Origin of the sequence: Micromonospora sp. NPDC048905 (genome assembly GCF_040649655.1) — a bacterium.
Classification (GTDB): Bacteria; Actinomycetota; Actinomycetes; order Mycobacteriales; family Micromonosporaceae; genus Micromonospora.
The window spans coordinates 711013-733263 of sequence record NZ_JBEZFV010000002.1 but is presented as its reverse complement, the minus strand read 5'-3'; the positions used below and the strand labels follow the sequence as shown (position 1 = coordinate 733263).

Annotated in this window: 20 protein-coding genes; 13 read left to right on the top strand and 7 right to left on the bottom strand. The window is 68.9% G+C overall.

Annotation, left to right across the window (positions count from 1 at the left end; all coding sequences use genetic code 11):
• Nucleotides 1–58: 58 nt before the first annotated feature.
• The 7 genes from AB0C01_RS07955 to AB0C01_RS07925 form a co-directional block, all read right to left on the bottom strand.
• Nucleotides 59–457 (bottom strand): hypothetical protein, encoded by a 399-nt coding sequence (locus AB0C01_RS07955; protein ID WP_357570676.1) that lies wholly within the window; start codon nucleotides 455–457, stop codon nucleotides 59–61.
• A gap of 112 nt (nucleotides 458–569) precedes the next feature.
• Entirely contained in the window at nucleotides 570–1481 is a 912-nt protein-coding gene (locus AB0C01_RS07950; protein WP_357570675.1) for a GNAT family N-acetyltransferase, read from the bottom strand.
• A gap of 181 nt (nucleotides 1482–1662) precedes the next feature.
• Complete coding sequence (locus AB0C01_RS07945) at nucleotides 1663–2301, bottom strand: class I SAM-dependent methyltransferase (RefSeq protein ID WP_357570674.1); 639 nt, start codon at nucleotides 2299–2301, stop codon at nucleotides 1663–1665.
• A gap of 251 nt (nucleotides 2302–2552) precedes the next feature.
• A complete protein-coding gene (locus AB0C01_RS07940) occupies nucleotides 2553–2951 on the bottom strand; it encodes a hypothetical protein (protein ID WP_357570673.1) in 399 nt (132 codons plus the stop codon).
• A gap of 578 nt (nucleotides 2952–3529) precedes the next feature.
• On the bottom strand, nucleotides 3530–4471 hold the full coding sequence (locus AB0C01_RS07935; protein WP_357570672.1) for a tyrosine-type recombinase/integrase: 942 nt from the start codon (nucleotides 4469–4471) through the stop codon (nucleotides 3530–3532).
• Between the two features lie 124 nt (nucleotides 4472–4595).
• Nucleotides 4596–5177, bottom strand: a complete 582-nt coding sequence (locus AB0C01_RS07930; RefSeq protein ID WP_357570671.1) for an XF1762 family protein — start codon at nucleotides 5175–5177, stop codon at nucleotides 4596–4598.
• Nucleotides 5170–5907 carry a hypothetical protein gene (locus tag AB0C01_RS07925; protein ID WP_357570670.1) on the bottom strand — a complete coding sequence of 246 codons (738 nt, stop codon included), beginning with the start codon at nucleotides 5905–5907 and terminating at the stop codon, nucleotides 5170–5172. The genes AB0C01_RS07930 and AB0C01_RS07925 overlap by 8 nt, the downstream gene beginning before the upstream one ends.
• A gap of 601 nt (nucleotides 5908–6508) precedes the next feature.
• Here AB0C01_RS07925 and AB0C01_RS07920 point away from each other — a divergent pair.
• The 13 genes from AB0C01_RS07920 (at nucleotide 6509) to AB0C01_RS07860 (ending at nucleotide 22149) form a co-directional block, all read left to right on the top strand.
• On the top strand, nucleotides 6509–7306 hold the full coding sequence (locus AB0C01_RS07920) for a hypothetical protein (RefSeq protein ID WP_357570669.1): 798 nt from the start codon (nucleotides 6509–6511) through the stop codon (nucleotides 7304–7306).
• Between the two features lie 308 nt (nucleotides 7307–7614).
• Nucleotides 7615–7953 carry a pilin gene (locus AB0C01_RS07915; RefSeq protein WP_357570668.1) on the top strand — a complete coding sequence of 113 codons (339 nt, stop codon included), beginning with the start codon at nucleotides 7615–7617 and terminating at the stop codon, nucleotides 7951–7953.
• Nucleotides 7954–7958: 5 nt separating this feature from the next.
• The gene (locus AB0C01_RS07910) at nucleotides 7959–9407 is read left to right on the top strand and encodes a hypothetical protein (protein WP_357570667.1); all 1449 of its coding nucleotides are present in this window, start codon (nucleotides 7959–7961) and stop codon (nucleotides 9405–9407) included.
• A gap of 42 nt (nucleotides 9408–9449) precedes the next feature.
• Nucleotides 9450–10382, top strand: coding sequence for a PrgI family protein (locus AB0C01_RS07905; protein ID WP_357570666.1), 933 nt, complete (start codon nucleotides 9450–9452; stop codon nucleotides 10380–10382).
• Between the two features lie 35 nt (nucleotides 10383–10417).
• Nucleotides 10418–12196: a conjugal transfer protein TraC gene (locus tag AB0C01_RS07900; protein ID WP_357570709.1), complete on the top strand. Its 1779-nt coding sequence runs from the start codon at nucleotides 10418–10420 to the stop codon at nucleotides 12194–12196.
• A gap of 32 nt (nucleotides 12197–12228) precedes the next feature.
• Entirely contained in the window at nucleotides 12229–14706 is a 2478-nt protein-coding gene (locus tag AB0C01_RS07895; RefSeq protein WP_357570708.1) for a DUF87 domain-containing protein, read from the top strand.
• A gap of 279 nt (nucleotides 14707–14985) precedes the next feature.
• Nucleotides 14986–15846 carry a replication-relaxation family protein gene (locus AB0C01_RS07890; RefSeq protein WP_357570665.1) on the top strand — a complete coding sequence of 287 codons (861 nt, stop codon included), beginning with the start codon at nucleotides 14986–14988 and terminating at the stop codon, nucleotides 15844–15846.
• Nucleotides 15847–15921: 75 nt separating this feature from the next.
• Nucleotides 15922–16602 carry a hypothetical protein gene (locus AB0C01_RS07885; protein WP_357570664.1) on the top strand — a complete coding sequence of 227 codons (681 nt, stop codon included), beginning with the start codon at nucleotides 15922–15924 and terminating at the stop codon, nucleotides 16600–16602.
• A 216-nt stretch (nucleotides 16603–16818) separates the two neighbouring features.
• Nucleotides 16819–17307, top strand: coding sequence for a hypothetical protein (locus AB0C01_RS07880; RefSeq protein ID WP_357570663.1), 489 nt, complete (start codon nucleotides 16819–16821; stop codon nucleotides 17305–17307).
• 204 nt (nucleotides 17308–17511) lie between these two features.
• The gene (locus tag AB0C01_RS07875; protein WP_357570662.1) at nucleotides 17512–18150 is read left to right on the top strand and encodes a HEPN domain-containing protein; all 639 of its coding nucleotides are present in this window, start codon (nucleotides 17512–17514) and stop codon (nucleotides 18148–18150) included.
• 634 nt (nucleotides 18151–18784) lie between these two features.
• Nucleotides 18785–19912 (top strand): EcsC family protein, encoded by a 1128-nt coding sequence (locus AB0C01_RS07870; protein ID WP_357570661.1) that lies wholly within the window; start codon nucleotides 18785–18787, stop codon nucleotides 19910–19912.
• A gap of 950 nt (nucleotides 19913–20862) precedes the next feature.
• A complete protein-coding gene (locus AB0C01_RS07865; RefSeq protein ID WP_357570660.1) occupies nucleotides 20863–21498 on the top strand; it encodes a hypothetical protein in 636 nt (211 codons plus the stop codon).
• Between the two features lie 225 nt (nucleotides 21499–21723).
• Nucleotides 21724–22149, top strand: coding sequence for a hypothetical protein (locus AB0C01_RS07860; RefSeq protein WP_357570659.1), 426 nt, complete (start codon nucleotides 21724–21726; stop codon nucleotides 22147–22149).
• Nucleotides 22150–22251: the final 102 nt, after the last annotated feature.

Sequence of the window (22251 nt, the reverse complement as noted above, 5' to 3'; positions counted from 1 at the left end):
CGTGGTTGGTGCAGCGGAACATCTCACCCGGCTACATCCTCGCCGGGCTGCGGAGACATCAAGATTCAGGGGCCATCCGCTGGTAGCCGCACTCATCGTGCAACCAGCGATCAAGGTAGGCCGCCCTGGCAACTCGCGAATCCACGACCGCAAGCCATTCGGCTGCCGCCTGCTTCATGTGTCGGACCGCAGCGGCGTCCTGTTCCGGCGATCCCCTTCCAGGAGCGTCCATCTCATCTGTCAGTGCTCCCCAGATGAGGTTGAGCGCGGTCGGTATGTCAGGTAGGTACTCGCCCGCGGGGGTCTCGGACATAGCCCTCATGGCCAGCCCCTGAAACTCGAGACCCGCGTCGTAGGTGGGCCAACCCTCCTCGACATCGAGCACCAGCCGTGCCTGGTTCGCAGTTACTCCCAGGAAGCCTTCATGCCCGTGTTCCGGATGCCAGCGGCCTGCCATGCCAAAGACGCTACGCCGGCCCTCGATGCCAACGAGCCGGGCTGCCCCTTCTGCAGAGCGCGCAAAGCCTAAAGCGTGGCACACGGACTCACCTGCCGCCGTACATTCGGCGTCAGCGGACGATGGCCAGGTTGGCCATGTCGACGACCGGGCGGTAGCCGAGCGCGCCGTAGATCTTGTTCGAGGTCGGGTTTGCTTGGTCGGTGAACAGGCAGACCCGCGCACCCTCGGCCTGAATCCGCCGGGAGACCTCGGCGACCGCGTTGCTGGCCCAACCACGCCCGCGCTGGGCCGGCGGCGTGTACACCGGGCCCACGCGGGCCACCCCGACCGACGGTGGGTTGACACCGGTGAGGTGCACCGGCTCCCCAGTCTCGTCGACCCAGAACCACAGCCGCCCGGCCTGGAGCCGGCGCAGCATCTCCGCGCGGTCTGGCATCTCGTGCGCACTGGTACCGCGCGGGCGACCCGCCTGTTCGTCGGCGTCGCCCACGAACGCGGCGAACCACTCCGTGACCAGTCCCACGTCATCCTCGGTCGCGACCACCAAGCCGCCAGACACAGGTGGCGGCCACGCCAGCTCGCCGAGCTCGTGCAGCCGCGTGTGCTGGGCGACCTGGACTCGACCCCCGCCGAGCCGGGCCAGCTCGGCGGCGCACAGTTCAACGGCAGGCATCGCTCCGTTGACCGCGAGTACCTCCTCCTCGCGCTCGTGCAATGCGTGGGCCAGCGCAACAGCCGCCTCGTCGGGCATGGGCAGCAGGAATGGCGGGTAGGGGGCAAACGGCGCCGAGCGCATCCCTGCACCGACCACGGCCCCGGAATCGTCGCTGACCACCAGCCACCAATTGCGGTCGGGCTGCGAGATCCCCTCGGCCCGCTGCGACAACAGCCGGTGCGCGACGGTGGTCACGACCGTGCCGACGACCGGATCGGCGCCCAGGTAGTCACCCGCAGCAGCCAGGAACTCGACCGGATCGGTGAAGAACCGCAGCCGCGGTCCGGCCATCGGGATAGTGCTCATCTGCGTACGCTAGCCACCGCCGTGCCACATCGACACCGGAATTTTGCACGGCCGAGGACCTGCAAGCGCTGAGCCAGCCGGCACCTTCGGCCGCACGGAAGCCGAACACCGCAGCCTTCAAAGTCCGCACCTGCGGGTCTGCTCTGCCTGAGTCCGCGGTTACGGATGGCCCCGGCAAATTTCAGCGGTGGGCGAAGACGAAACCGCCCTCGACGTTCGGGGCCGGCCGATGGTTCATCTCGGCCTCGACGGTGAAGCCGGCGGCGTCCAGCCAGGCCGCGACCCGGCCCGGTGGGCGGCGGTGCACGTAGACGTGCATGGGGTGACCGCCGTAGCCCTGCGTCTTCAGTCGACTGCTGTCGCCGGCGTGGAACCCGAGCAGCACGACGCCGCCGGGCCGCAGCACCCGGCGGAACTCGGCGAGGACTGCGGGTACCTCGTCGTCGGGGACGTGGATCAGGGAGAACCAGGCGAGCAGGCCGGTCAGACAGTCGTCGGGCAGGTCGAGGCGAGTCATGGAGCCCACCTCGAAACGCAGGCCGGGATGGTCCCGCCGGGCCACCTCGATCATCGCGGGTGACAGGTCGACACCGAACGCGTCCAGGCCGAGACCGTGCAGGTACGCGGTGATCCGGCCCGGGCCGCAGCCGACGTCGGCGACCGCCCCGTTCCCCTGAGCCCGCACCAACTCGGCGAAGAGCGCAAGGATGCCCCGCTGGAACGGTTCGTCGGCGAGAGCGTCGCGCAGCAGGTCTGCATAGCTGACCGCCGCCGCGTCGTAGGAGGTCCGGGTGTCGTCGAGCCAACCGGGAACGGCCATGCGCAGCACGATAACGCCGACCCAGCCAACGGCATCGGTCGGGCCGACAGCGCGTCTTCATTAGCCCGTCATCAAGTGAGCACGGAATCTGCCGCCGTTCGTGCGCTGCTGGGGATGTCACGGGTCGCTCGTGCCGGCCGGCGTTCAGGGGCAGCGTCGGTCAGCGGGGCGGCTTGGCTGTGCTTGCTGACGTCACGCGACCGTTGATTGCATCTTCGGGAGCGGTGTCTCGGCCCGTTGTGGGGTCGCCTTCAGGCGGCAGGATGACGCCATTCCTTGAGCCGGCGCACGGGAAAGTCGCCGGCAGACGGCCAGAGCTGCACCCGCCAGCTGTCGCCGGGGGTGGTCGAGCCGGGCCAGCCGCGGTTGATGAACCCCCGGCCTGATATTCGTGCGGCATACCGACCGCTGGGCACCTTGAAGTCGGCGACGGCGTCCGTGGGGCTGAAGTAGCGAAGCACATCGTCGACGACCAGGAGGCTGGCCTCGAAGACCTCCTCCCACTCCTCGTGATCATCAAGCGGCCGGTCGTCCCACACCTCCAGACGGAACGGCATCTCGAAGTTGTTTTGGTGAGGGGAGATGACGATGACCCCGTGGTCGTCCGCCGCGATGCCTGAGCCGTTGATCGCTTGTTCGAGCAGGGTCATGTGGTCGGCACCGGGCGATGGTTTACCGCAGAGGCAGAACTGCCCGTAGTCGAGCCGAACGGCTCTCTCCTCGACCTGGAACGCTGCTGGAGCACTCACGCAGGGCATTGTGCCCGATCGGCGGTGCAAGGCCACGCATCCGCCCTGGCCGAAGTCCGCTTGTACGACACGCAGTGCCTTGACTCAACGTGGCCGGAGGGCACCGAAGCCCGCGCGGCGATGGGACACGTGGACAGCAGTCCTGGGAGCCCTTTGCCATGCCGACCCTTCTACGTCACGGCGTACCTGCCTTCCCACTCGGATCGGTGCGTCGACGGCGGGACTTCCGGGACAGTTCCGCCAGCTGCAACATGTACGCCGTCCTGGCGTGTCGTGCCATTTCCGCGCGTATATCTGAATCGAGCAGGCCCTCGGGATCGACTTGTCGCTCGAAGCGATCGAGGAAACCCTGCGTCCCCGCTGCGGTGCGGGCGCGGCGGTCGGTCGTTTTGGCCCAGGATGCGTGGGCGGCCATGCGTGCCCGGCGTCGACGTTGCTCCGGTGTCAGCCCCGTCGACCCGGCTGTCGGTTCTTCGGGCTCAGACACGCTCACCGATCCCGACACGGGATTGGCTCTCCTGGGCGCGTTCGGCGGCTGCGCTGGCGCCGTAGTGCCGGGGCATGTCGTCTGAGGTCCACCCGAGCAGCAGCATCAGGTCGCCGGTGTCGCCGCCGGCGCGCTTCCACTCGTGGGCGAAGTTGTGGCGCCATCGGTGGGCGTGGACGTTCGCGACGCCGGCGCGCCGGCCGCGACGTTTGAGCATGAGCTTGATGCCGTTGGCGGCAAGTGCCCGTATGCCTCGGTCCGCGAGCCAGAGTTCGGCAAGGAACGTTCCTTTGTGCTGCGATCGTGCTCGGAGGTAGCGGCTCATGGCGCGAGCGGTCTTGGGTCCGAGCCGTACCCGGCGGTCCTTGGCGCCCTTGCCGTGGTAGCGGACGGTGTCTGTGTCGGCGAGGCTGACATCGTCAACGTGAAGGTTGGCGACCTCGGACAGCCGCGCGCCCGTGTTGTAAAGCAATCGGATGATTGCTTCATCTCGACGGTCGACGAACGCCCTGCCGCGACACGTATCCAGGATGCGTCGCGTGTCGTCGTCGCGCATGATCGGGATCAGCTTCTGCGGCGTCTTGGGCTGCCGCACGCGCTCCATCGGCGAACGATCGATCTCCTCCTCGTCGAGCGCGAGCCATTTGAAGAACTGCTGCAGACCCTTGTGCTTGTTCAGGGCGGTTGCGGGTGAGCGTGTCTCCACCATCCACGCCTGGAACTCCTCCAGATGTGCCCGGGCCACGGCAGTGGGATCGTGGGCTGCCTCCGACGTGTCAGGCGCCGATTCCGCGCGATCCTGCAGGTAGCGGGCCAGTTGTGCCGCGGCGAGCAGATAGTTGTAGCGGGTCGTCTCCGGATAGTTCCCTGAACGCAACGACCGATGCCAGTCCTCCAGGAAACCCCGCCAAGGAGTGGGCAGACCCGCGAGCATCTTTCCTGCGTCTATTGGCATGGGGTGACGCTCCAGGTCGAGCAGTCGTCGAGGACCGGCCACAGCGTGCCGGTGTGCCCGTCAAGGTGGTGGACGAGCCGATCCGCGTGTACGGTGCGGCCGGTCACCGTGGGCCCTGTCCCTCTCTGACCCGCCGGGGGACGCGGTCAGGAGTTTCGGTTCGGATGCGCCAGTCCTCAGTGGTGACCTGCCAGTGAGTGCGGGTCGCGTCGCTGGTGCTACGCCCCGCTCGGCGCCGTCTGAGCCGATTCCATCCGAGTGCGGAGGGCACCGCCTCGGTGACGACCTTCCAACCCGCGGCCCGTAGGTCGGCGGCGGGCCCGTCGGTGCGGGTGTAGGTGATCATGCGCTGGTAGCCCATGCGTCGGGCGACTCGCCACGCAGCAGCGAGCAGGACCGAGCACGCGTTGCGTGGCCCGTCGTACGCCAAGCGGGTGACCTCGGCGGTCAGGCCGTCGTCGTGGTGGCGGGCGTCGGGACGGCCGACCATTGCGACCCCGATCAGGTTGCCGGCGTGGTCGGTCAGTCCGAGGGAAAACGAGTGTCCCTGCGGTCGTTCGAGCTGCTGGTGGTGGGCGCTGATGTAGGCGCACGCCTGCCGGTAGCTGATCGGCCGTACCCACGGACGGGCTCGGCGGCGACGCGACGGACGGTGGTGAGCGGCAGTCTCCGGCTGGTCAGTCACGGTGGCCTGCCCGTACGACGAAGACCAGCAGGTGCAGGTGAGTCGGCGAGCCGTGCTGACTGGCCGCCGACCGTGCGGCGTCTGCGCTGTCCGCGCTCAGGCCTACCGGTGCGGTGATCGCGAGGATGTGCTGGAGGTAGTTCATCCCACCGGCGTGAGCCTCGGGGACAAGCCCGGCCAGGTGCACGACCTCGGTGGGCGCCGGTCGTGTCGGACGCTGCTCGACGATGAGGACCGCGAAGCCGTCCGGGGTGATGACCAGCCGGAGGGCACGGAAGAGATCGGCCACCGCACCGTCGGCCGGCCTGGGTCGCGCGAGCGGCTGGGGTCGCGGCCAGCGCAGTACGATCAGGTCGACCTGCTCCACGGCGTCGAGGTCAGCCAGGTCCGCAGCATGGGTGACCGGGCGGTAGGTACGGCCCGCGGCAACGCTCTCGTCGCGAACGGTCGGGTCGCCGTCGAAGTCGACCACGGTCGCGCCGCGCCGGCTGTAGACGGCGATGATCCGACGCGCCAGCAGGCGGCGGAACGTGGACTCGCTGATCTCGCCAAGGGCGCCGCTGCGCCAGACCGAGATCCAGATCGGCGAGCCACCGACGATGACGTCGACGTGAAGAAAGTCGCGGTGGTGACCGAAGGTGGACCTGTCGGCGTATGGATCGGGTCTGCAGCCTCGGGACGAGGGGTTCGGCCCGCTGGGATTCTCGGGTGTTGCGGAGGATCTGGTCATCGGTGGGTGGCTTCCACACCGGCTGGCCCGTGCTCACGACCACCAAGAGCGGTCGTGACGGCGACTCTGCGGGGGGAGTAGTGCGTTGGCCACCCAACGGCAACCCAACGGTTGGCAACCTGCTGTCAGGAGGCCCGCCGGGTCGGCCCAACAGCGGGGCGCTGTTACCCAACGACGGCGAGATTCGACCCAACGGCGGACGGGTGCCCGGGGGACTGCTGTTCGGACCACGTCGAGCCGTCCGGTCCTCAACCTTGCAGCAGACCGTGCGCGCGGTTGATGCACCAGCCTCCTAGCGGGTCGGCCGCGCCTTGTTGGCCAGGTTTCTACCCAACACCAGCCAACAGTCCCTTGAGCTGCTGGAACAAGCCCTGTCAGCGAGCTCCGGCCGCGGTCCTGCGAAGAACGGCTTCCTGTTGGCTAACAGGACGGCTCAGCGCTGTGGCCTGCGGACAACAGTCGTATGTGTACCCGGGTCTTGATCGGTTCTCTACGGAGTAGACCATCGATGAACGGCAGGCTGCGTTGGGTGCGCGTGTGTGGATGAGCCTCGAGAGCTACCGCCGCCGGCGGCAGCCCGCCGCACACCGGGAGTACCGCGATGCCTTCCTTCTCCGAATGGCCCGAATCTCCGCTGGACTCCGCCCAGCGCGCGTTCGACCTGCTCGTCCACCCGCCCACGACTCTCCAGTTCGACGGCCGCCGGTTCGACGGCTGCCCGGACCGCCTGATGTCTCTGTACGAGCTGAAGCGGTTCCTCCTCGACCGGGACACCTCGCGGGAGGTCCGCGACCTGGTTTGGCGGGAGCTCGTCGTCCGCTCGCGCCAGGACGGCCCCGGCTGGGGGTTGGGGGCGGTCGGCCTCGCGATGCCCGGCCTGCGGGCCTTGGCCGGTGGGCTGGCGCGGGGTTACCGGGGCGACAGTGACGATATCGACGCGGAGATCCTGGGGACCTTCTGGGACCGTCTGATGCGCCGGGTGGACGTCGACCAGCCGCGGATCCTCCCGCGCATGCTCGACGCCGCCGGGCGGGCGGGCCTCAAGGTGCGTTACGCCGACGTCACCACCGAACCCTTCGACAGTGAGCCACCCGGGCCGCGTACTCCGCTGCAGCCGTGGGATCACCCGGAGTTCGTTCTGGCCCGCGCGGTGGCGATCGGGGTGATCGACGCCGACGACGCCAACATCATCGCCGAGACGCGGCTGGAAGGCGCATCGGTGCAGGCGGCTGCCGCTCGGTGGGGCATCGCGGGACAGTTGGCCTCGCACTGGCGTGATCGGGCCGAGTCGAGGCTGGTCGATGCGATCTGCGCCGGGGAACTCGCCCACGTCCGGCTGCGTTCCCGCCCGGCCAAGCCGGTCCGCCGCACGTCCTTACGGGCGTGGCCCGGCCAGTGACCGGGCGAGCCGTTGGGTGACGGTTGGTCATGCGTTGGCCGGTCAGCCCCGGGAAACCGGGCCCAACACAGGCTCTTGGCGGTCACGAGACCGATCACCCCTCCGACACGCCAGCCGGGGTACGCGAGCGGTCTCGGGCGCCGCCCGGCACGGGTGGTGACTCGGTCCGGCTCCAGGTCCGTGCTCACCACGAAACCGAACCCGGTGTGGAAGGAGCAGTGCTTCCACGGTCCCCGCTCGTGCGGGCGGCGCCTCCCAACCGCTTTCGAGTACGCCCCACCGAGAGGTGGGGCGGGAGGTGACCACCGATGCGCCGCATCCTGAACCGACTGTCCCTGTCCACTACGACCAACGCCAGTGTCCTGCTCGGCCTGGCCGCGCAGGCCATCGCCGGAGCGCCGGACCTGCTCGCCGTCAACAACCTCCCGACCGTCATCAACAACCTGGTGGTCTGGATCGTCGGCATCCTCGTCGGCGTCGCCACGTTGTTCCTCACCTACGGTGGGGCGCTGTACCTGATGGCCGGCGGCGACCCCGGGCAGGTGGAGAAGGCCAAGGGCGCACTCAAGGGCGCAGCGACGGGCTACGCCCTCGCCGTGCTGGCCCCGGTGCTGCTGACCATCCTGCGCGGCATCCTGGGGACCTGACCCCGATGTTCTGGGACATCGCCGGAGTCGGAACCCTGCTGGACGAGATCCTCACCTGGCTGGCACAGCGGGTCGCGGACATCATCGACGCCTTGTGGTCGTTGCTGTCCTCGGCGTTTCTCGTCGTACCCGATGTCACTGGGCTGCCGCAGGTGGAGTCGATCAGCGCCCGCGCCCTGATGATCGTGAACACCTGCTTCGTGCTGGCGATCATCGCCTGCGGCGTCGTGATCATGGGTCGGGACAGCGTGCAGGCACGCTACGGCGTCGGTGAGCTGGCGCCGCGCCTGGTCATCGGCTTCATCGCAGCGAACTTCGCGACGCCGCTGTCGAAGGGGCTCATCGAACTGGGCAACGCGCTCACCCAGGCGCTCACCAGTGACCCCATCGCCACCGACAGCTCCCTCGCTCAGATGAAACGCACCGTCGTCGGCGCCCTCACCAACCCCGCCAATGCGCTCCTCACGCTGATCATCGGGATTGCCATCGCAGCTCTCGTCGCGATGATCATGGTTGGTTGGATCCTGCGCCTCGGCCTGCTGGTGATCCTCGTCGGCATCGCACCGGTGGCGTTGGCCTGTCACGCCACACCATGGACCGAACCCGCGGCGAAGCTGTGGTGGCGAGCCTTCATCGGTGCCCTGGCCACCGTCATCGCCCAAGCACTCGCCCTGCACACCGCGCTGACCGTCTTCCTCAGCCCAACGGCGAACCTGCCCGCCCTCGGCCTGCCCAACGACCCGACCGGCACGTTCAACCTGTTCATCATCTGTTGCCTGCTGTTGGCCGTGGTGAAGATCCCCGCCCTGATGCGCCGCTACGTCACCGGGGGTCAGTCCAACAACGTCGTTGGCGCGTTCGTCCGCGTCGCGATCGTGCAGCAGGTCAGTCGGGCCCTGACCGGAGGTATGTGGCGCGGTGGCCGACAGGCCAGCCGGTCGGCGGCGCGAGTGGCCGCCGGCCAGGCTGGCCTCGGGGGACCAGGGACCGGCCCATCGTTGCCGAGACCGACTGGCGGCGGACCACGGCCCGGGCCGGTCCCGCGCAGGACCGCGCCGACGGCGGCACCGGCCTCCGCGGAGCGTGCTCTCCCGAGGGTGCCGTCCGGGCGGACCCCGGCCACCGCGGTACCGCAGCGGATGCCCCGCTGGCGTCGGTCGTGGGCCTACACCGAATCCGGCACCGGCTGGCCGGCGGACTCCCCGGTCCAAGGCCTGAGCGGGGCGAATCGGCCGTCACGTGGGTCCGGAGCGGCGCCGTCATCGATCGGGCCGGGGCCGGCGGCGGCAAAAACCCCGAGCGGTACGGGTTGGCCGTCAACGACGGCGTATGGCCCGAGCACCACCCGCGCGTCAGCGGCAGCGCGATCCCAAGCCGCCAGCGCTCTGCCACCGACTCCATCCTCCCGACAGTCGGCCCGACGCAACAGCACCGGTAACGGCTTGCCCGGCTGACACCCCGCGCCCCAGACCCAACCATCTGCCTGAGGAGACCCCATGTCTGATGTCGATCTTCGTGCCAGGATCCCCGCCGACGTCGAAACACCCGATCGCCTGCTGTTCAACCTGACCACCCGGCAGGTCGCCATCCTGGCCACCGCCGTGGCCACCGCCTACCTGCTGTTTCGGACGCTGCTCGATGTTCTGCCGATGCCGGTCCTGCTCGGCGGTCTGGTCCCGCTGCTCGGCACCGCAACCGTCCTCGCGCTGGGCCGCCGCGACGGATTGAGCCTGGACGCCTGGCTGCTCGCCGCGGTTCGCGGCTCCCGCACCCCACGACGGCAGGTTCCCGCACCCGGCGGGGTGATCAAGACGCCGCGGTGGGCACCGGTCCCCAGCAGCGCCGAAGGTGAGCTGACCCCACCCACACCACTGCGCCTGCCGGCCCGGTCCATCGCCACCAACGGGGTGGTCGACCTCGGCGGTACCAGCGCCGCACTGGTCGCCGTCAGCACCGTCAACCTCGGACTCCGCACCGCAGCGGAGCAGGCCGCCCTGGTCGGCGCCTACGCGCGGTGGCTCAACAGCCTGACGGCCCCGGTGCAGATCGTGGTCTCCACCCAACGCGTCAACCTGGCCGGGCACGCCCAGCGCATCGCCGACGCGGCGGACCTGCTGCCCAACGCTGCGCTAGCGGACGCCGCAGCGGACTACGCCGAGTTCCTCCTCGATCTGGAAGACGAACGGCAGCCGCTGTGGCGCACCGTCACCATCGTCCATACCGCAACCGGCGCCCGCCGCGACCAGGACGCATTGCGCGCCGCCGAGCACACCGCTGGTGCCTTGCAGAGCCTGGGCGCCAGCACCCGCGTACTCGACGGCCCTGCCGTCGCCGCAGTGCTGGCCGCCGCCGTCGATCCCTACACCCTGCCCGTGCCGGGCGAACGGGCCCTACCTGGCGAGCCCATCACCTCCGAGGAGCCGTCGTGAACCTGCTGCGACTGCTTCGTCCTCGTCGGCCTGCCATCCCGGCCGCACCCCCGCCTGCGGAGGCCGACACCCTCGCCGCGCTGATCGGCCCGGCCAGCGTGGAGGTCACCCCCCGCTACCTCAAGATCGGTGAGGGCTACGCCTCGACGTTGATCGTCAACGGTTACCCGGCGGAGGTCGGGGCTGGCTGGTTACTCCCACTAACCGGCTGGCCCGGTCGTGCCGACGTCGTCATCCACATCGAACCGCTCGCCCCGCAGGTCGCCGCGTCCCGGCTGCGCCGCCAACGCGCCCGACTGGAATCCTCCCGGCGCGCCGATGCCCAACACGGACGCCTCGACGACCCCGGCACCGAGGCTGCCGCCGCGGACGCCGCCGAACTCGCCGACCGGGTCGCCCGCGGCGCGAGCCGCCTGTTCCGGGTCGGCCACTACGTCACCGTGCACGCGCCCAACCTGGACGAGCTGACCGAGTCCGTTGCCCACGTACGGGCCACCGCCGCCTCGGTCATGCTCGACACCGTCCCAGCCACCTGGCGGCAACTGCCGGCCTGGACGTCGACCCTGCCGATGGGCGTAGACAGCATCGGCATGCGGCGGGTCTTCGACACCGATGCCCTCGCCGCAGCGATGCCCCTGGCCTCCGCGGACCTGCCCGCCCCGTTGCCCGGCGACCCGCCCAGCGCCTCCGGGGTGCTCTACGGGGTCAACACCGCCACCAACGGCATCATCTGGCACGACCGCTGGGCCGCCGACAACCACAACAGTGTCGTACTCGCCCGATCCGGTGCCGGTAAGTCGTACTTCATCAAGCTCGAAACCCTGCGCTCCCTCTACGACGGAGTGCAGGTCAACGTCATCGACCCCGAAGACGAATACCTGAGGCTCGCCGAAGCGGTCGGCGGCACCGTCATCCAACTCGGCGCACCCGACGTCCGGCTCAACCCGTTGGACATCGCCGTCGACGACAACCGACCCGACGCCCGCAACCGGCGAGCGCTGTTCGTGCACACACTGGTCAACGTCCTACTCGGCGCCAGCGGCCAGGACGGCGCGATGGCACCCACCGAGCGCGCCGCCCTCGACCGGGCAGTCAACACCGCGTACCTTGCTGCCGGCATCACCAACGAACCGACCACCTGGGCTCGCCCGGCTCCGCTGCTACGCGACATCGCCGCGGCCCTGGAGGTCGACGCCACACCGCCGGCGCTCACCCTTGCCGCCCGCCTTTCACCCTGGACCACCGGCAGCTTCAGCCACCTCTTCGACGGACCCACCACCACCGGACCCATCGGGCACCTGGTGGTCTGGTCCACCCGACAGCTCGCCGACGAACTCCGCGCCCCCGGGATGCTCCTCGCCCTCGACGCGATCTGGCGCACCGTCGACGCCCCACCCGCCGACGGCCCGACCGCCGACCCACGCCGCCTCGTCATCGTCGACGAGGCCTGGACCCTGCTGCGCGACGGCGAAGGCGTCCGATTCCTCAACCGGCTGGCAAAGGCCGCCCGGAAACGGCGGGCCGGGGTGTCCGTGGTGACACAGGATGCCGCTGACCTGCTGGGCTCCGAACTTGGGCAGGCCGTCGTCGCGAACTCGGCCACTCAGCTCCTCATGCGCCAAGCCCCGCAGGCCATCGCCGCCGTCGCCGACAGCTTCAATCTGACCGGGGGAGAGGCGCGGATGTTGCTGTCAGCGCAACGCGGGGAGAGCCTCCTCCTCGCAGGTGCCAACCGGGTAGGCGCCCACGCCGTGTCCTCCCAACGGGAACACGAACTCTGCGTCACGGGCGACCTCGACAGGCAGACACCGTGACAGCGCTCGCCTCAACGACACCGCCGCCGACGATGCCCGGCCCGCCGCCGTCGCCCTTCGTGCCTCCGCCGGTGCCCTCCAACCCGATCGCGGACGTCATCGTGAACGCACTCCGGTGGGCGACCGACCGCCCGTGGCTCGCCGTCGTCATCGCCGCCCTCGGGCTCGTCGTACTTATCGCGCGAGGACAACTGCACAGCTGGCGGCACCGGCGGCTACTGCGCCACGCCCACCAGGTCGTCATCACCCCACCACCGGAAGTCGATCCGGACAGCGCCGCCCGCTGGTGGGCGACCTGCGCAGAGATCCTCCGCCCCGCCGGATGGCGACGCCTGATCCACGGCACTCCACACGTCGGTTTCGAATACCGATGGGCCGGCCGGCAGTTGACCATCAACATCTGGTTGCCCGGCACAGTGCCCACCGGACCCGTCCTCGCCGCCATCACCGGCGCCTGGCCGGGCGCCACCGCCGCCGTCGCTGACGCCACCGCACCGATACCCCTGGCGACCCTCGACGAGGGCGGCGCCCTGCTTCCCACCCTCGCGGCCTGGTACCCGATCGTCACCGACCACGACAGGGACCCCCTGCGACCACTGATCTCCGCGCTGTCTGGGCTGCAGGATCCCGAGTACGCCTGCGTGCAGGTACTCACCCGCCCAGCCACACCCCGGCAGATCCGTCGGCTCCGGGCCGGAACCGGGGCCCTCCGCAGTGGCCAGCCCGCACGAGGGCTGCTCGACCCCACGGCCTGGCTACGCGGTCTGCTCGAACTGATCGTGCCCGGCCCCGGCCGGGCCCCCGCGGGCACTCGGGTCGCCGCGTCCCGGTCGGTACCGACGGATCCGGAACGTGATCGTGACGCCCGCGCCGCAGTCGACAAACTCGCAGCCGGGCAGCTGTGGGAGACCTCGATCCGCTACGGCGTCGCCCACACCAACCCCCGCAAGGTGGCAGAAGACAATCTGCGGGCACGACTGAAGACGCTCGCCCACGGCATTGCCTCCGCCTACGGCGTCTACACCGCCCGCCAACGACTGCGCCGCGTCCGGCTCAAGCAGCCCGCCGCAGTGTTGTCCGCGCGACCACTGCGCTCCGGGTACCTGCTCGGGGCCGGTGAACTCGCTGCCGTCGCCGCCCTACCGACCGACCTGGCCGTGCCCGGCCTCCGACGCGCTCGCGCGAAGTCCATGCCAGCGCCGGTCGAGGTTCCCGCCGGCGGACGCGGCGTCAAACAACTCGGACACGCCGAGATCGGCGGTCACGCCGTAGGGCTGCCCGTCGTCGACGCCCGCCAGCACCTGCACGTCCTCGGCTCCACCGGCGTCGGCAAGTCGACCTTCCTGGTCAACATGATCCTCGACGACGTGGCCGCCCGCCGCGGTGTCGTGGTCATTGACCCCAAGGGAGACCTCGTCACCGACGTCCTGGACCGGCTGCCGGAGACCGTCGCCGACCGGGTCGTCCTCATCGATCCCGACCAGGACCAGGGCGGCTACTTCAACCCGCTCTCGGGAGACGACCACGACCTCGCCGTCGACAACGTCGTCTCCATTTTCAGCAAGATCTTCCAAAGGCACTGGGGGCCGCGCATCGACGACACCCTGCGGGTCGCCTGCCTCACCCTGATGCGAAAGGCGCACGCGACGCTCGCGTTGGTGCCGCCGCTGCTCAACGACCGCCAGTTCCGGATGGCCTTCACCGAGGGCCTCGACGACCCGGAAGGCCTACTCGGTTACTGGAGTTGGTACGAGTCGATGCCGCCGCCGGTGCGGGCACAGGTCATCGGACCCGTCATGGCCCGGCTGAGAGCATTCCTGCTGCGGGATTTCCCACGCCGCACCCTCGGCACGCCCCGCTCTTCATTCGACATGGGGCAACTGCTCGACAACGGCGGTATCCTGCTCGCCCGCCTCCCCAAAGGCCAACTCGGCGAGGACACCTCCCGACTGATGGGCTCCTTCGTGTTGGCCCGCGCCTGGCAGGCCGCCACCGCCCGCGCGAGACTGCCGGAAGACAAACGACGCGACTGCACCGTATTCGTCGACGAGTGCCACAACTTTCTGAATCTGCCCGGCTCGGTGGACGACATGCTCGCCGAAGCCCGCGGCTACCGCATGAGCCTGGTGCTGGCCCACCAAGACCTCGCTCAACTGCCACGACCCACCCAGCTCGCCCTGAGCGCGAACGCCCGCAACAAGATCACCTTCAACGTGGCGCCCGAGGATGCGCACCAAATGGCCCGGCACATGTTCCCCGAACTGTCCGAACACGATCTGAGCCATCTGGACGCCTACCAGGCAGCCGCGAGGCTGGTCATCGGCAATCGGGAGACCGCGGCGTTCACCCTGCACACCCGGCCACCCCGCCCCGTGGTCGGCGCCGCCCCACACATCCGGGCAGCCTGTGCCGCTGCCAGCGGCAACGCGACCGACCCGACCGCCATCGAGCAGCTCGCCAAGCGCCTCGCTGGCAGCGATCGAGGCAAGACATTCCGTCGCAGCGACTGACGTCGGAGCTCACCACCGCATACACCAAGGTTGGTTCCCACCCTGGTCGGCGGTCCGGCCCGGCCATGGTCGCTGCGAGCAGCCTGCAAATCGGTCGCTGCTCACCCAACGGTGCAGCTAGGAGACGTACATGAGCCATGATCAGCCGTCCCGACAGTCCCACCGGGGGGACATCTCCCAATCGGGGGGTGCTCCGTGACCCCCCGATCCCGATCCGACCCCCGTCGCTCCACGACCACGCTGTCCGACGTCTCAGCCCGCCTTCGCCCTCGCGATCGGGTGATCGCCTTCCTGCTGTCCGACCACACCTCCCTCACCACGGATCAGATCACCTCGGTCCTGTTCGACTCACCGGTCACCTGCGTCCATCGCCTCTACTCCCTGCGACGGCTCGACTTCATCGACCGTGTCCTGCGCTCCCACCCCGGCCAACCTGCTCAGGTGTACTGGGTGCCCGGCCGGCTCTCCGCCCGCTTCGTGGCCCTCGCCCGCGGTGACACCCCGCCCACCCCGAAAGCCGTCGCACTCGCCGCGGACTCGGTGCTGTCCAACCGGATCCGGCAACACACCATTGAGACCAACCAGTTCTTCATCGACCTCCTCGCCCACGGGCGCCGTCATCCCGAGGTGAGGCTGACCCGCTGGTGGTCCGAGCAGCAGACAGCCGCGGCCTTCGGCCAACGGGTACGCCCCGACGCGCACGGCGTCTGGACCAACAGCCGCAGCAGCGTCGGCTTCTGGCTCGAGTACGACCGAGCCACCGAAGACCACCCGCGCCTACGCGACAAGCTGGAGCCCTACCGGCGCCTACGGATGGACGGCGGACCCGGCCACATCCTGCTGTTCTCCCTGCCGAGCCGGGAACGCGAACGCAACTTCCACACCAAGCTCGCCGACGCCGCTCGCCGCGATCACCGCGTCGCCGACGCCCTGGCCACACTCACCATCGCCACCTGTGCCCGAGACCGGATCAACGGACACAGCCCGGCCGGACCGGTATGGCGGCTCGTGGGCAATGGGGGACACCGGCTGAGCCTGGTCGATCTACCCACCACCGACGACGAACCTGGCCCGCTCAACCCCGGCCCACCACGCCTGGCCGACGACCCGCTCCAAGAGCTGCGTGAAGAAGCAGAGTAAACCTTCGTGGGCGTCGGTAGCTGGCAGATCGGGACCTGCCGAGTCGCTGCCCGTCCGCCCCAGTAGGGTCGCCCGGTGACCGCGTACGACATCGTCGCCAGACTGCCTTCCATCGACCGGCTGCGGCAGCGGTGTAAGTCATTGGCCGTGCTGGAACGAATCATCGACGGCGGGGCTGCGTACTACGCCTACACCCGAGCCTGGGGCACGGACGAGGCGGCGCTGATGAGCAATGGCAGCGGCGACGAGTGGGCCGTCGTGTTCACCCCCGACGGCGTATTCATCCGGGTCTTCGATCACGAATCGGCGATGTCGCCCTACGGCGATCCAGACTACGAGCTGTGGCCGGGACTGCTCGACGGCCTGCCGGTAGAGCTGCGTCCGCAGATCGAGGAGCCTGCTTTCTGCGACGAGGCCGGGCAGTTCATCGCTACTGCCGTGCTATGGCGGCTGGCCGGTGACGACCGCTGGCATGCTGGTGACGGCATCGTCTTCCCGCCCCTTCGAGGGCCGTACGACGACACCGGGCCGGACGGGTCCGGCATGCTCGAGATCCTGCTTGACGACATCGTTGACCGTTTCGTCGAGTTCGCCAGCGACTACTACGAGATCGAGGTCGATCGGACGGCGGTCGAGAACGTCGTCGCCAACCGGCCGCTCACCGACAGCGTGATAGAGGCGCTGAACCCTCAACTCAACGTTGCCGAACTGCGGAAAGACCTCGCCACGATTGGCTACCCGATCGCCTCGGTGTAGCAGCAGGTAGAGGTAGCCGTCCGTCCGGCGACAGCGTATGTCTGTCATGGACAGGGACGCCTGGCGGCGTCAGATCGGCTATCGGGTTGGCCGCTACTCGACGGCGCGTCGTCCAGATTCGTGAGCGTCACTTCAGCGCCGGCCCGTCAACTGGATGCTGGCGGGGTCAGGACTGTCCGAAGACGTTCGAGGACAGTGCTCGTTACGCTCATGCTCATGCTCATGAAAGCGTGCCGGCTTGTGGTCGTTGCCTGCCTGGCCTTGCTGGTCGCATCGGGTTGTGGCTCCGGGCGTTCCACACCCGCAGCAGGCACCCCGACGACCTACACGTGTTGCGATGGCGAGGACGTCGATACGGTCTACCAACCTGGCCAGGACATGACGGTTAACTGGATCGTCAGGCCGGGGACTGACCCCGCCGCGAAGCCGGCACAGGTCGAGCTGACTGCGCGTCTGACTGGCCCGTACGGGGATGTCAGCGAACTGAAGAGCGCTGCGGGGGGTACGGCTCGGCCCGCTTTGGGAGTGGTGACGTTCGAGGCCCAGCCGGTGCGGCCATCCGGTGCGGCGGGCGAACGACCGGCCAGCGTCATTCCCATCGCGGAGGACGCGCTGCCCGGCTATTACAACCTGATCTTTGGGGTGCATGAGGCTGGCGGCGGCGTGAGCGGAGCGAGCGTCGTCCGGGTGGCCCCCAAAGCCTGAGCCCATCGCATACTCAGGCCGGGGCGGCGCAGTTCTGTTCCCGGTTGGCGGGGGTACGCCACGGGCCGTTGCGTTCGTTCCTCCTGCGGTTGCGGGCCGCCGCCGCCGACGACGATCCGGTCCTACCTGTGACGGGCCGTCGAAACCGTGCGAGGGGATGTGCGTGGGGTCACGACTCGTCGCCTTCTCGACTAGGTTCTGGCGATGCCATCGAACGCAACCTTGGTCTTCGAGAAGCTGGAGCAGGATGTCAACGCCCTGCTGACGCTACACAGCGGTTGCGGATCCCCCGGCCGGCCGAAGGGAGACAACGGTCCTCTGCTGCGATCCGCGCTTGTTCTGCTCGTGACTGCCTGGGAGAACTACGTCGAGCAAGTTCTCAGCGAGGCGATCGACCGCGTCATTCCAACGATCGCTGCTGATCCAAGCCTGCTGTCACCCTTCTTGAGAGTGGCCGTAGCTAACAAGGCCGAGAAGTCCGTCTGGGCTGTCATCGGCGACGGCTGGCTCGACGTCGCTCGGAGACGTCTGAGTCACGAGATTGGCACCTTCAACAACGCGGCCGGCCGCCAAGTGAACGATCTGGTCAAGAAGGTGCTAGGTATCGAGAACATCCTTGATGCGGTCAGCTGGCAGCAGTACGACGCCGTGAAAGCCCAACTCGAGCTGACCTCGCTGGTCAACGACATCAGAGGCGAGATCGTGCATCGAGGCACAACCCCTGGCAGCCTGCACCTGGCCGGAGTCGAGTCGTGGCGGAGCTTCATGAACAACCTCGTGCGTAGCTTCGACGAAGCGCTGGCGGAGGCGGTTGCCATGCGATACGGATCCCGCCCCTGGTGAAGCCGCCGGTCGGGCATCCGACACCGAACGGAACGGCTTCGCCATCGCCGTACTGGCAATCATTAATGTCGCACCGCTGGCTGCGCACTGATCACCCTCGGTGCCGTGCTCGTCATGGCGCTGACCAAACGCCGGCCGGCATAGGCCCTCTGGATGGTCGGCGCCGGCCGGTCCGGCGTACGGCGGCTCTTCTCACTGGAGTTCGCGGCGGCCGTCGCGCTCGGGGGTCTGCTTGGGATCGCTGTCAAGCCCGCCGCTTCCCTCATCGAGTATCACGGGGCGCTGCTGAGGGCGTGCGCGGCTCGCCCTTCGCCGTGCCGTGGCCGCGCTCGCGCGTGGCCGTCCGCGCCGCCCGGACGCACGTCCACCTCGACCCTGGCGTCATGCCGATGTCCCTGGAATCCGGTCCGCTGATGCTCGCTCGTCAGCGTGGGGTGACCTCCCGTGCTCAACGTCCAAATCCCAGACCGCAGAGTCGGCGGCATCTTCGCGCACGTGATCGTCTGAAAGGGCACGCGACTCGGTGGGTGGGACAAGTCTGGGTCGGCCCCACTTGCTCAAGGCCGATCGGACCAGCGCTAGCTCGGCCGCTTAACTGTTCTGAGGGGCGGTTCGCTTGACTAGCCTGGACGTCATGGCAGAACCCTCGGAGTACGAGCTTGCGGCGTGGCGTGCCATTCAGCGGTTCAAGGGCCGACCGCTGTCGGCCGCGTTGCGCAGCGCCGGTGAGGGCGTGTCCAACGGCGCCGCGGCACTTGGTCGGCGTGCGTCGACGTACCTGGAGAACCATTCGGGTGCGCAAACAGTCGTGTCGCGGGGGCGCGGCATCGTCGCCAAGGGTGCTGGCGCCATCGGCACCGGGGCCCGCAAAGCCGTCGGCGTCCTCCCCGTCAGCGCGGGGGACTGGAGTGGCAGTGCTCTGGGCTCGGCGCAGCGAATGGTGGCGAGGATTTCGCGAGCGGGGCTCTCGCCCAAGCGGGTGGTGGAGCTCTACCAGAAGCGCGGGCACGAGGTCACCAAGCTCTCCGACCTGCGGCGCCTCGACCTCGAGCAGATCCACGCGGTCCGCGGGCGGGCCTTGAGTTGGTACTACCCGGCTGCTGCCGCAGTGTCGGGGATGGGTGCGGGGCTGGTGATCTCGGGAGGCGAGTTGGCTACCGCGGTCTCCGGTGGCGCGGCGGCGGCGCCGTCGGGAGGTGCAATCGCCAGCGCTTTCGCGGGCGACGCCGCCATCGTCATCGGACTCGCATCCCGCGCGGTCGGCCATGTCTCGCTGCTGTACGGCTACGATCCCGAAGAACCAGCCGAGAAGCTCTTCGTGCTGTCCGTCGTCAACGCCGGGACGGCCGCGTCCGCGGGCGCGAAGAACGCCGCCTTCGCCGACATCTCGCGCCTCACCCAGGCGCTCGTCCGCGGTAAGACGTGGAAGGTCCTGAACGAATCGGTTGTCGCCCGGATCGCTGGACGGTTCGCGGATGCGGTCGGCCGCACCCTCACCAAGAAGGGTCTCGGCAAGGTCGTGCCGCTTGCCGGAATCCTGGTCGGCGGCACCCTCAACTGGACCACTTTGGAGGGAATCGTCGATACCGCCGAGATGGCTTACCAACGTCGGTTCCTGCTCGAGAAGTACCCTCAGCTTCTGGATGAGGAACCAATCGAAGGCTTCGTTGTCGAGGACACGGACGACCCGAACGACGTAGTCGACGACGGGTTCAGCGTGCTCGATGAACTCGCCGTAGAGGGCGGACCCGACCTGCGCTGAATCCGGAGCGGGCCACCTACGACGGCAGGAACTTGCCAAGCCATCGTTGCCGTGCAGACGAATTCGCTGGCCGTCACGGTTCGGTGGCCCGCTCGCGCCGATGACGGCCCGCAGGCCGTACTCCCAGGCATTGACAGCGCCATGGGTCATCAGCCCGCCCAACCTCCGAGGCCAAGCCCAGCATTCCTCATGGCCGAGAACGGTGGCATCCGTTCACCGGCTACGAAGTGCGTCCGCCGCAGCCCGATCCCGCATCGCGCCGACACGGTCGGCGTCCGATGCTGCCCGACGGAGGGCTGCCGTGATGAGGTAGATCATCGCCCACGAAGTCAATGACGCTGCTGTCAACGCCTCAATCGTGGGGGCCGGCAGCCATACGCGCGGGTCATTGTCGTCCATCAACGCCAGGTAGGTGCGAACCCAACACCCCGCGTCGCGGCACCCAACACCCTTGGCCACTCAATGGCTGCCGGTCGTCGAACCGCCCAACACCCCTGCTTAAAGAGCCGAGCACTGAGGCGATACAGCAATGATCATTTCTTGTTGGGTCGGCAGGATATCGTGAACTCTCTTCCATAAAACTCCCATCACCGCACCACCTCGGGCCTTGGCTCGCCCCGGCAGGAGCCCGCCCACCCGCCATTTTGGCCGGTCGGCCGCGACACGTCCTCCCTGGCACCCACGCCCACCCGCACCACCCCGGCGCCACCGCGCCAGCCCTGCCGTACAGGCAGCATCGCCTCGACGCGCTCGCGTCATCACGCTCGGGATCCCGCCCGCCGGAGCTTCCACCGGCGCCAGCCCTGCGATCCCCGCGCCCCACCTCTCTGTCCGTCGACGCTGTCGCCTGCCCGCGCCTTCTCGCGCGATCGCACCTCAGCCGTGTCCCCGCACCCTGCCTGGAGGAGCCCATGCCCGCACGTCCTGTCGTGCACACCATCGTGGTCTGCGTGCCCACCGACGCCACACCCCAATCCATGCCCGCCCTCGCGGCGACCCGCCTCGTTGCACAACAGCTTCGTCCCGCCGGCCCTGTTGGCCACTTCGCCGCCCGCCACCGACCGACCCGCCAATTGCTGCACCGCTACCAGGGCTACGCCGCCGGCGGCCCGGTCCGTCACCTTGACCTGGCCGGCATGCGTGCCCGCGCCGCCACCAGTGCTGCCTGGCTGTGGCACCGATGGCGAGACGTCGTCGACGGCACGCGCGACGCCCAACCGCTCTCGGCCTTCGTCGACCGCCATCGCGACGACCCGGCACGCTGGCCGCTCAGCCGCGCCCAACAGGCATTCCTCGCCCAACCTCGGGTGCTCGCGATGAACACCTACACCGCCGCCTACCGGCAGCAACCTATTCCCATCGCGGACATCGAAGCCCTTCAAGCCGGCCTCAACAGCTACCGCACCCTCGCGGCACTCGCGGCCGTGCCCGGCGATGCCCTGGCCACCGACGCCGCCAACTGGCTCACGCCCAGATCGGGCCGGCTGGCCGACCAGCTGGACTATCTGTACGCCGCCAACGACCACATCGACCGGCTGCGCCCGAACGAGCAACTGGTCGCGATGGCCGCTTGGCCCCTCGCCTAGCAACCGCCCAGCCTGCGGCGCAACCTGCCGGGCCGGGCGTACCAGCAACGCCCACGACAAGCCGCAATCGACTCGGACCAGTGCAGCGACGGTAGACCCCGCCCCGCCAACTGGCCCGTCTGACTCGCCAACCGCCGTACCTCCCGGCCGGATCAGGCACTCGCCTGACCGGCCGTTTTGCGTGCCCAGAGGTCCCCGACCTCACGACAGCAGAGGAGAAACAAGATGACCATCACCGCGATGCGGCCGCCACTCGACATCCATAAGTCGGCGCCTGCTCCGGCACAACAGGCCACCTACCTAATGGTCGGTCCGTCCGGACGGCTGACCGTCCTGGAGGCCCCTGCCGATGGCGGCGGGTTTCGGCTCGGCCGACGCATCACCACCGGTGCCGCCTACCGAGTCCAGCTCGATGAATGCACCGTCATGTGGCTCGAGGACGACCAGCAGGGCAGGGGAGTCCCCAACTGGACGGCCACCCAGATGGCCCTCGAGAGCACCGGACTTCCGTACCTCGGCCCGTGGGACGAGCCCTACCTGTGCGGGCCGGTCATCTTCACTGGCGCCGGTCGTGGCGCGGAACTGATCGGGCTCACTGACCGGCAGTTCTCGCTGCTCGTGGACGCCCATGCCGCTACGGAGCTGTGGTGATGAGGTCGACGACGGCGCTGTTCGACGAATTCGCTGCGCGTCGGTCCGGCGATCTCTCACCACGACCTGGCGTCAGCCCGGCTGCCGACGGCCGCCCCGGCA

Excerpts from the sequence above, each read along its gene's own strand:
- AB0C01_RS07870 (WP_357570661.1), top strand. The coding sequence starts at position 18,785 with ATGGCAGAACCCTCGGAGTACGAGCTTGCGGCGTGGCGTGCCATTCAG.
- AB0C01_RS07910 (WP_357570667.1), top strand. The coding sequence starts at position 7,959 with ATGTTCTGGGACATCGCCGGAGTCGGAACCCTGCTGGACGAGATCCTC.
- AB0C01_RS07880 (WP_357570663.1), top strand. The coding sequence starts at position 16,819 with ATGCTCATGAAAGCGTGCCGGCTTGTGGTCGTTGCCTGCCTGGCCTTG.
- AB0C01_RS07915 (WP_357570668.1), top strand. The coding sequence starts at position 7,615 with ATGCGCCGCATCCTGAACCGACTGTCCCTGTCCACTACGACCAACGCC.
- AB0C01_RS07925 (WP_357570670.1), bottom strand. The coding sequence starts at position 5,907 with ATGACCAGATCCTCCGCAACACCCGAGAATCCCAGCGGGCCGAACCCC.
- AB0C01_RS07895 (WP_357570708.1), top strand. The coding sequence starts at position 12,229 with ATGCCCGGCCCGCCGCCGTCGCCCTTCGTGCCTCCGCCGGTGCCCTCC.
- AB0C01_RS07950 (WP_357570675.1), bottom strand. The coding sequence starts at position 1,481 with ATGAGCACTATCCCGATGGCCGGACCGCGGCTGCGGTTCTTCACCGAT.
- AB0C01_RS07920 (WP_357570669.1), top strand. The coding sequence starts at position 6,509 with ATGCCTTCCTTCTCCGAATGGCCCGAATCTCCGCTGGACTCCGCCCAG.
- AB0C01_RS07875 (WP_357570662.1), top strand. The coding sequence starts at position 17,512 with ATGCCATCGAACGCAACCTTGGTCTTCGAGAAGCTGGAGCAGGATGTC.
- AB0C01_RS07940 (WP_357570673.1), bottom strand. The coding sequence starts at position 2,951 with ATGACCCTGCTCGAACAAGCGATCAACGGCTCAGGCATCGCGGCGGAC.
- AB0C01_RS07945 (WP_357570674.1), bottom strand. The coding sequence starts at position 2,301 with ATGGCCGTTCCCGGTTGGCTCGACGACACCCGGACCTCCTACGACGCG.
- AB0C01_RS07905 (WP_357570666.1), top strand. The coding sequence starts at position 9,450 with ATGTCTGATGTCGATCTTCGTGCCAGGATCCCCGCCGACGTCGAAACA.
- AB0C01_RS07860 (WP_357570659.1), top strand. The coding sequence starts at position 21,724 with ATGACCATCACCGCGATGCGGCCGCCACTCGACATCCATAAGTCGGCG.
- AB0C01_RS07935 (WP_357570672.1), bottom strand. The coding sequence starts at position 4,471 with ATGCTCGCGGGTCTGCCCACTCCTTGGCGGGGTTTCCTGGAGGACTGG.
- AB0C01_RS07955 (WP_357570676.1), bottom strand. The coding sequence starts at position 457 with ATGGCAGGCCGCTGGCATCCGGAACACGGGCATGAAGGCTTCCTGGGA.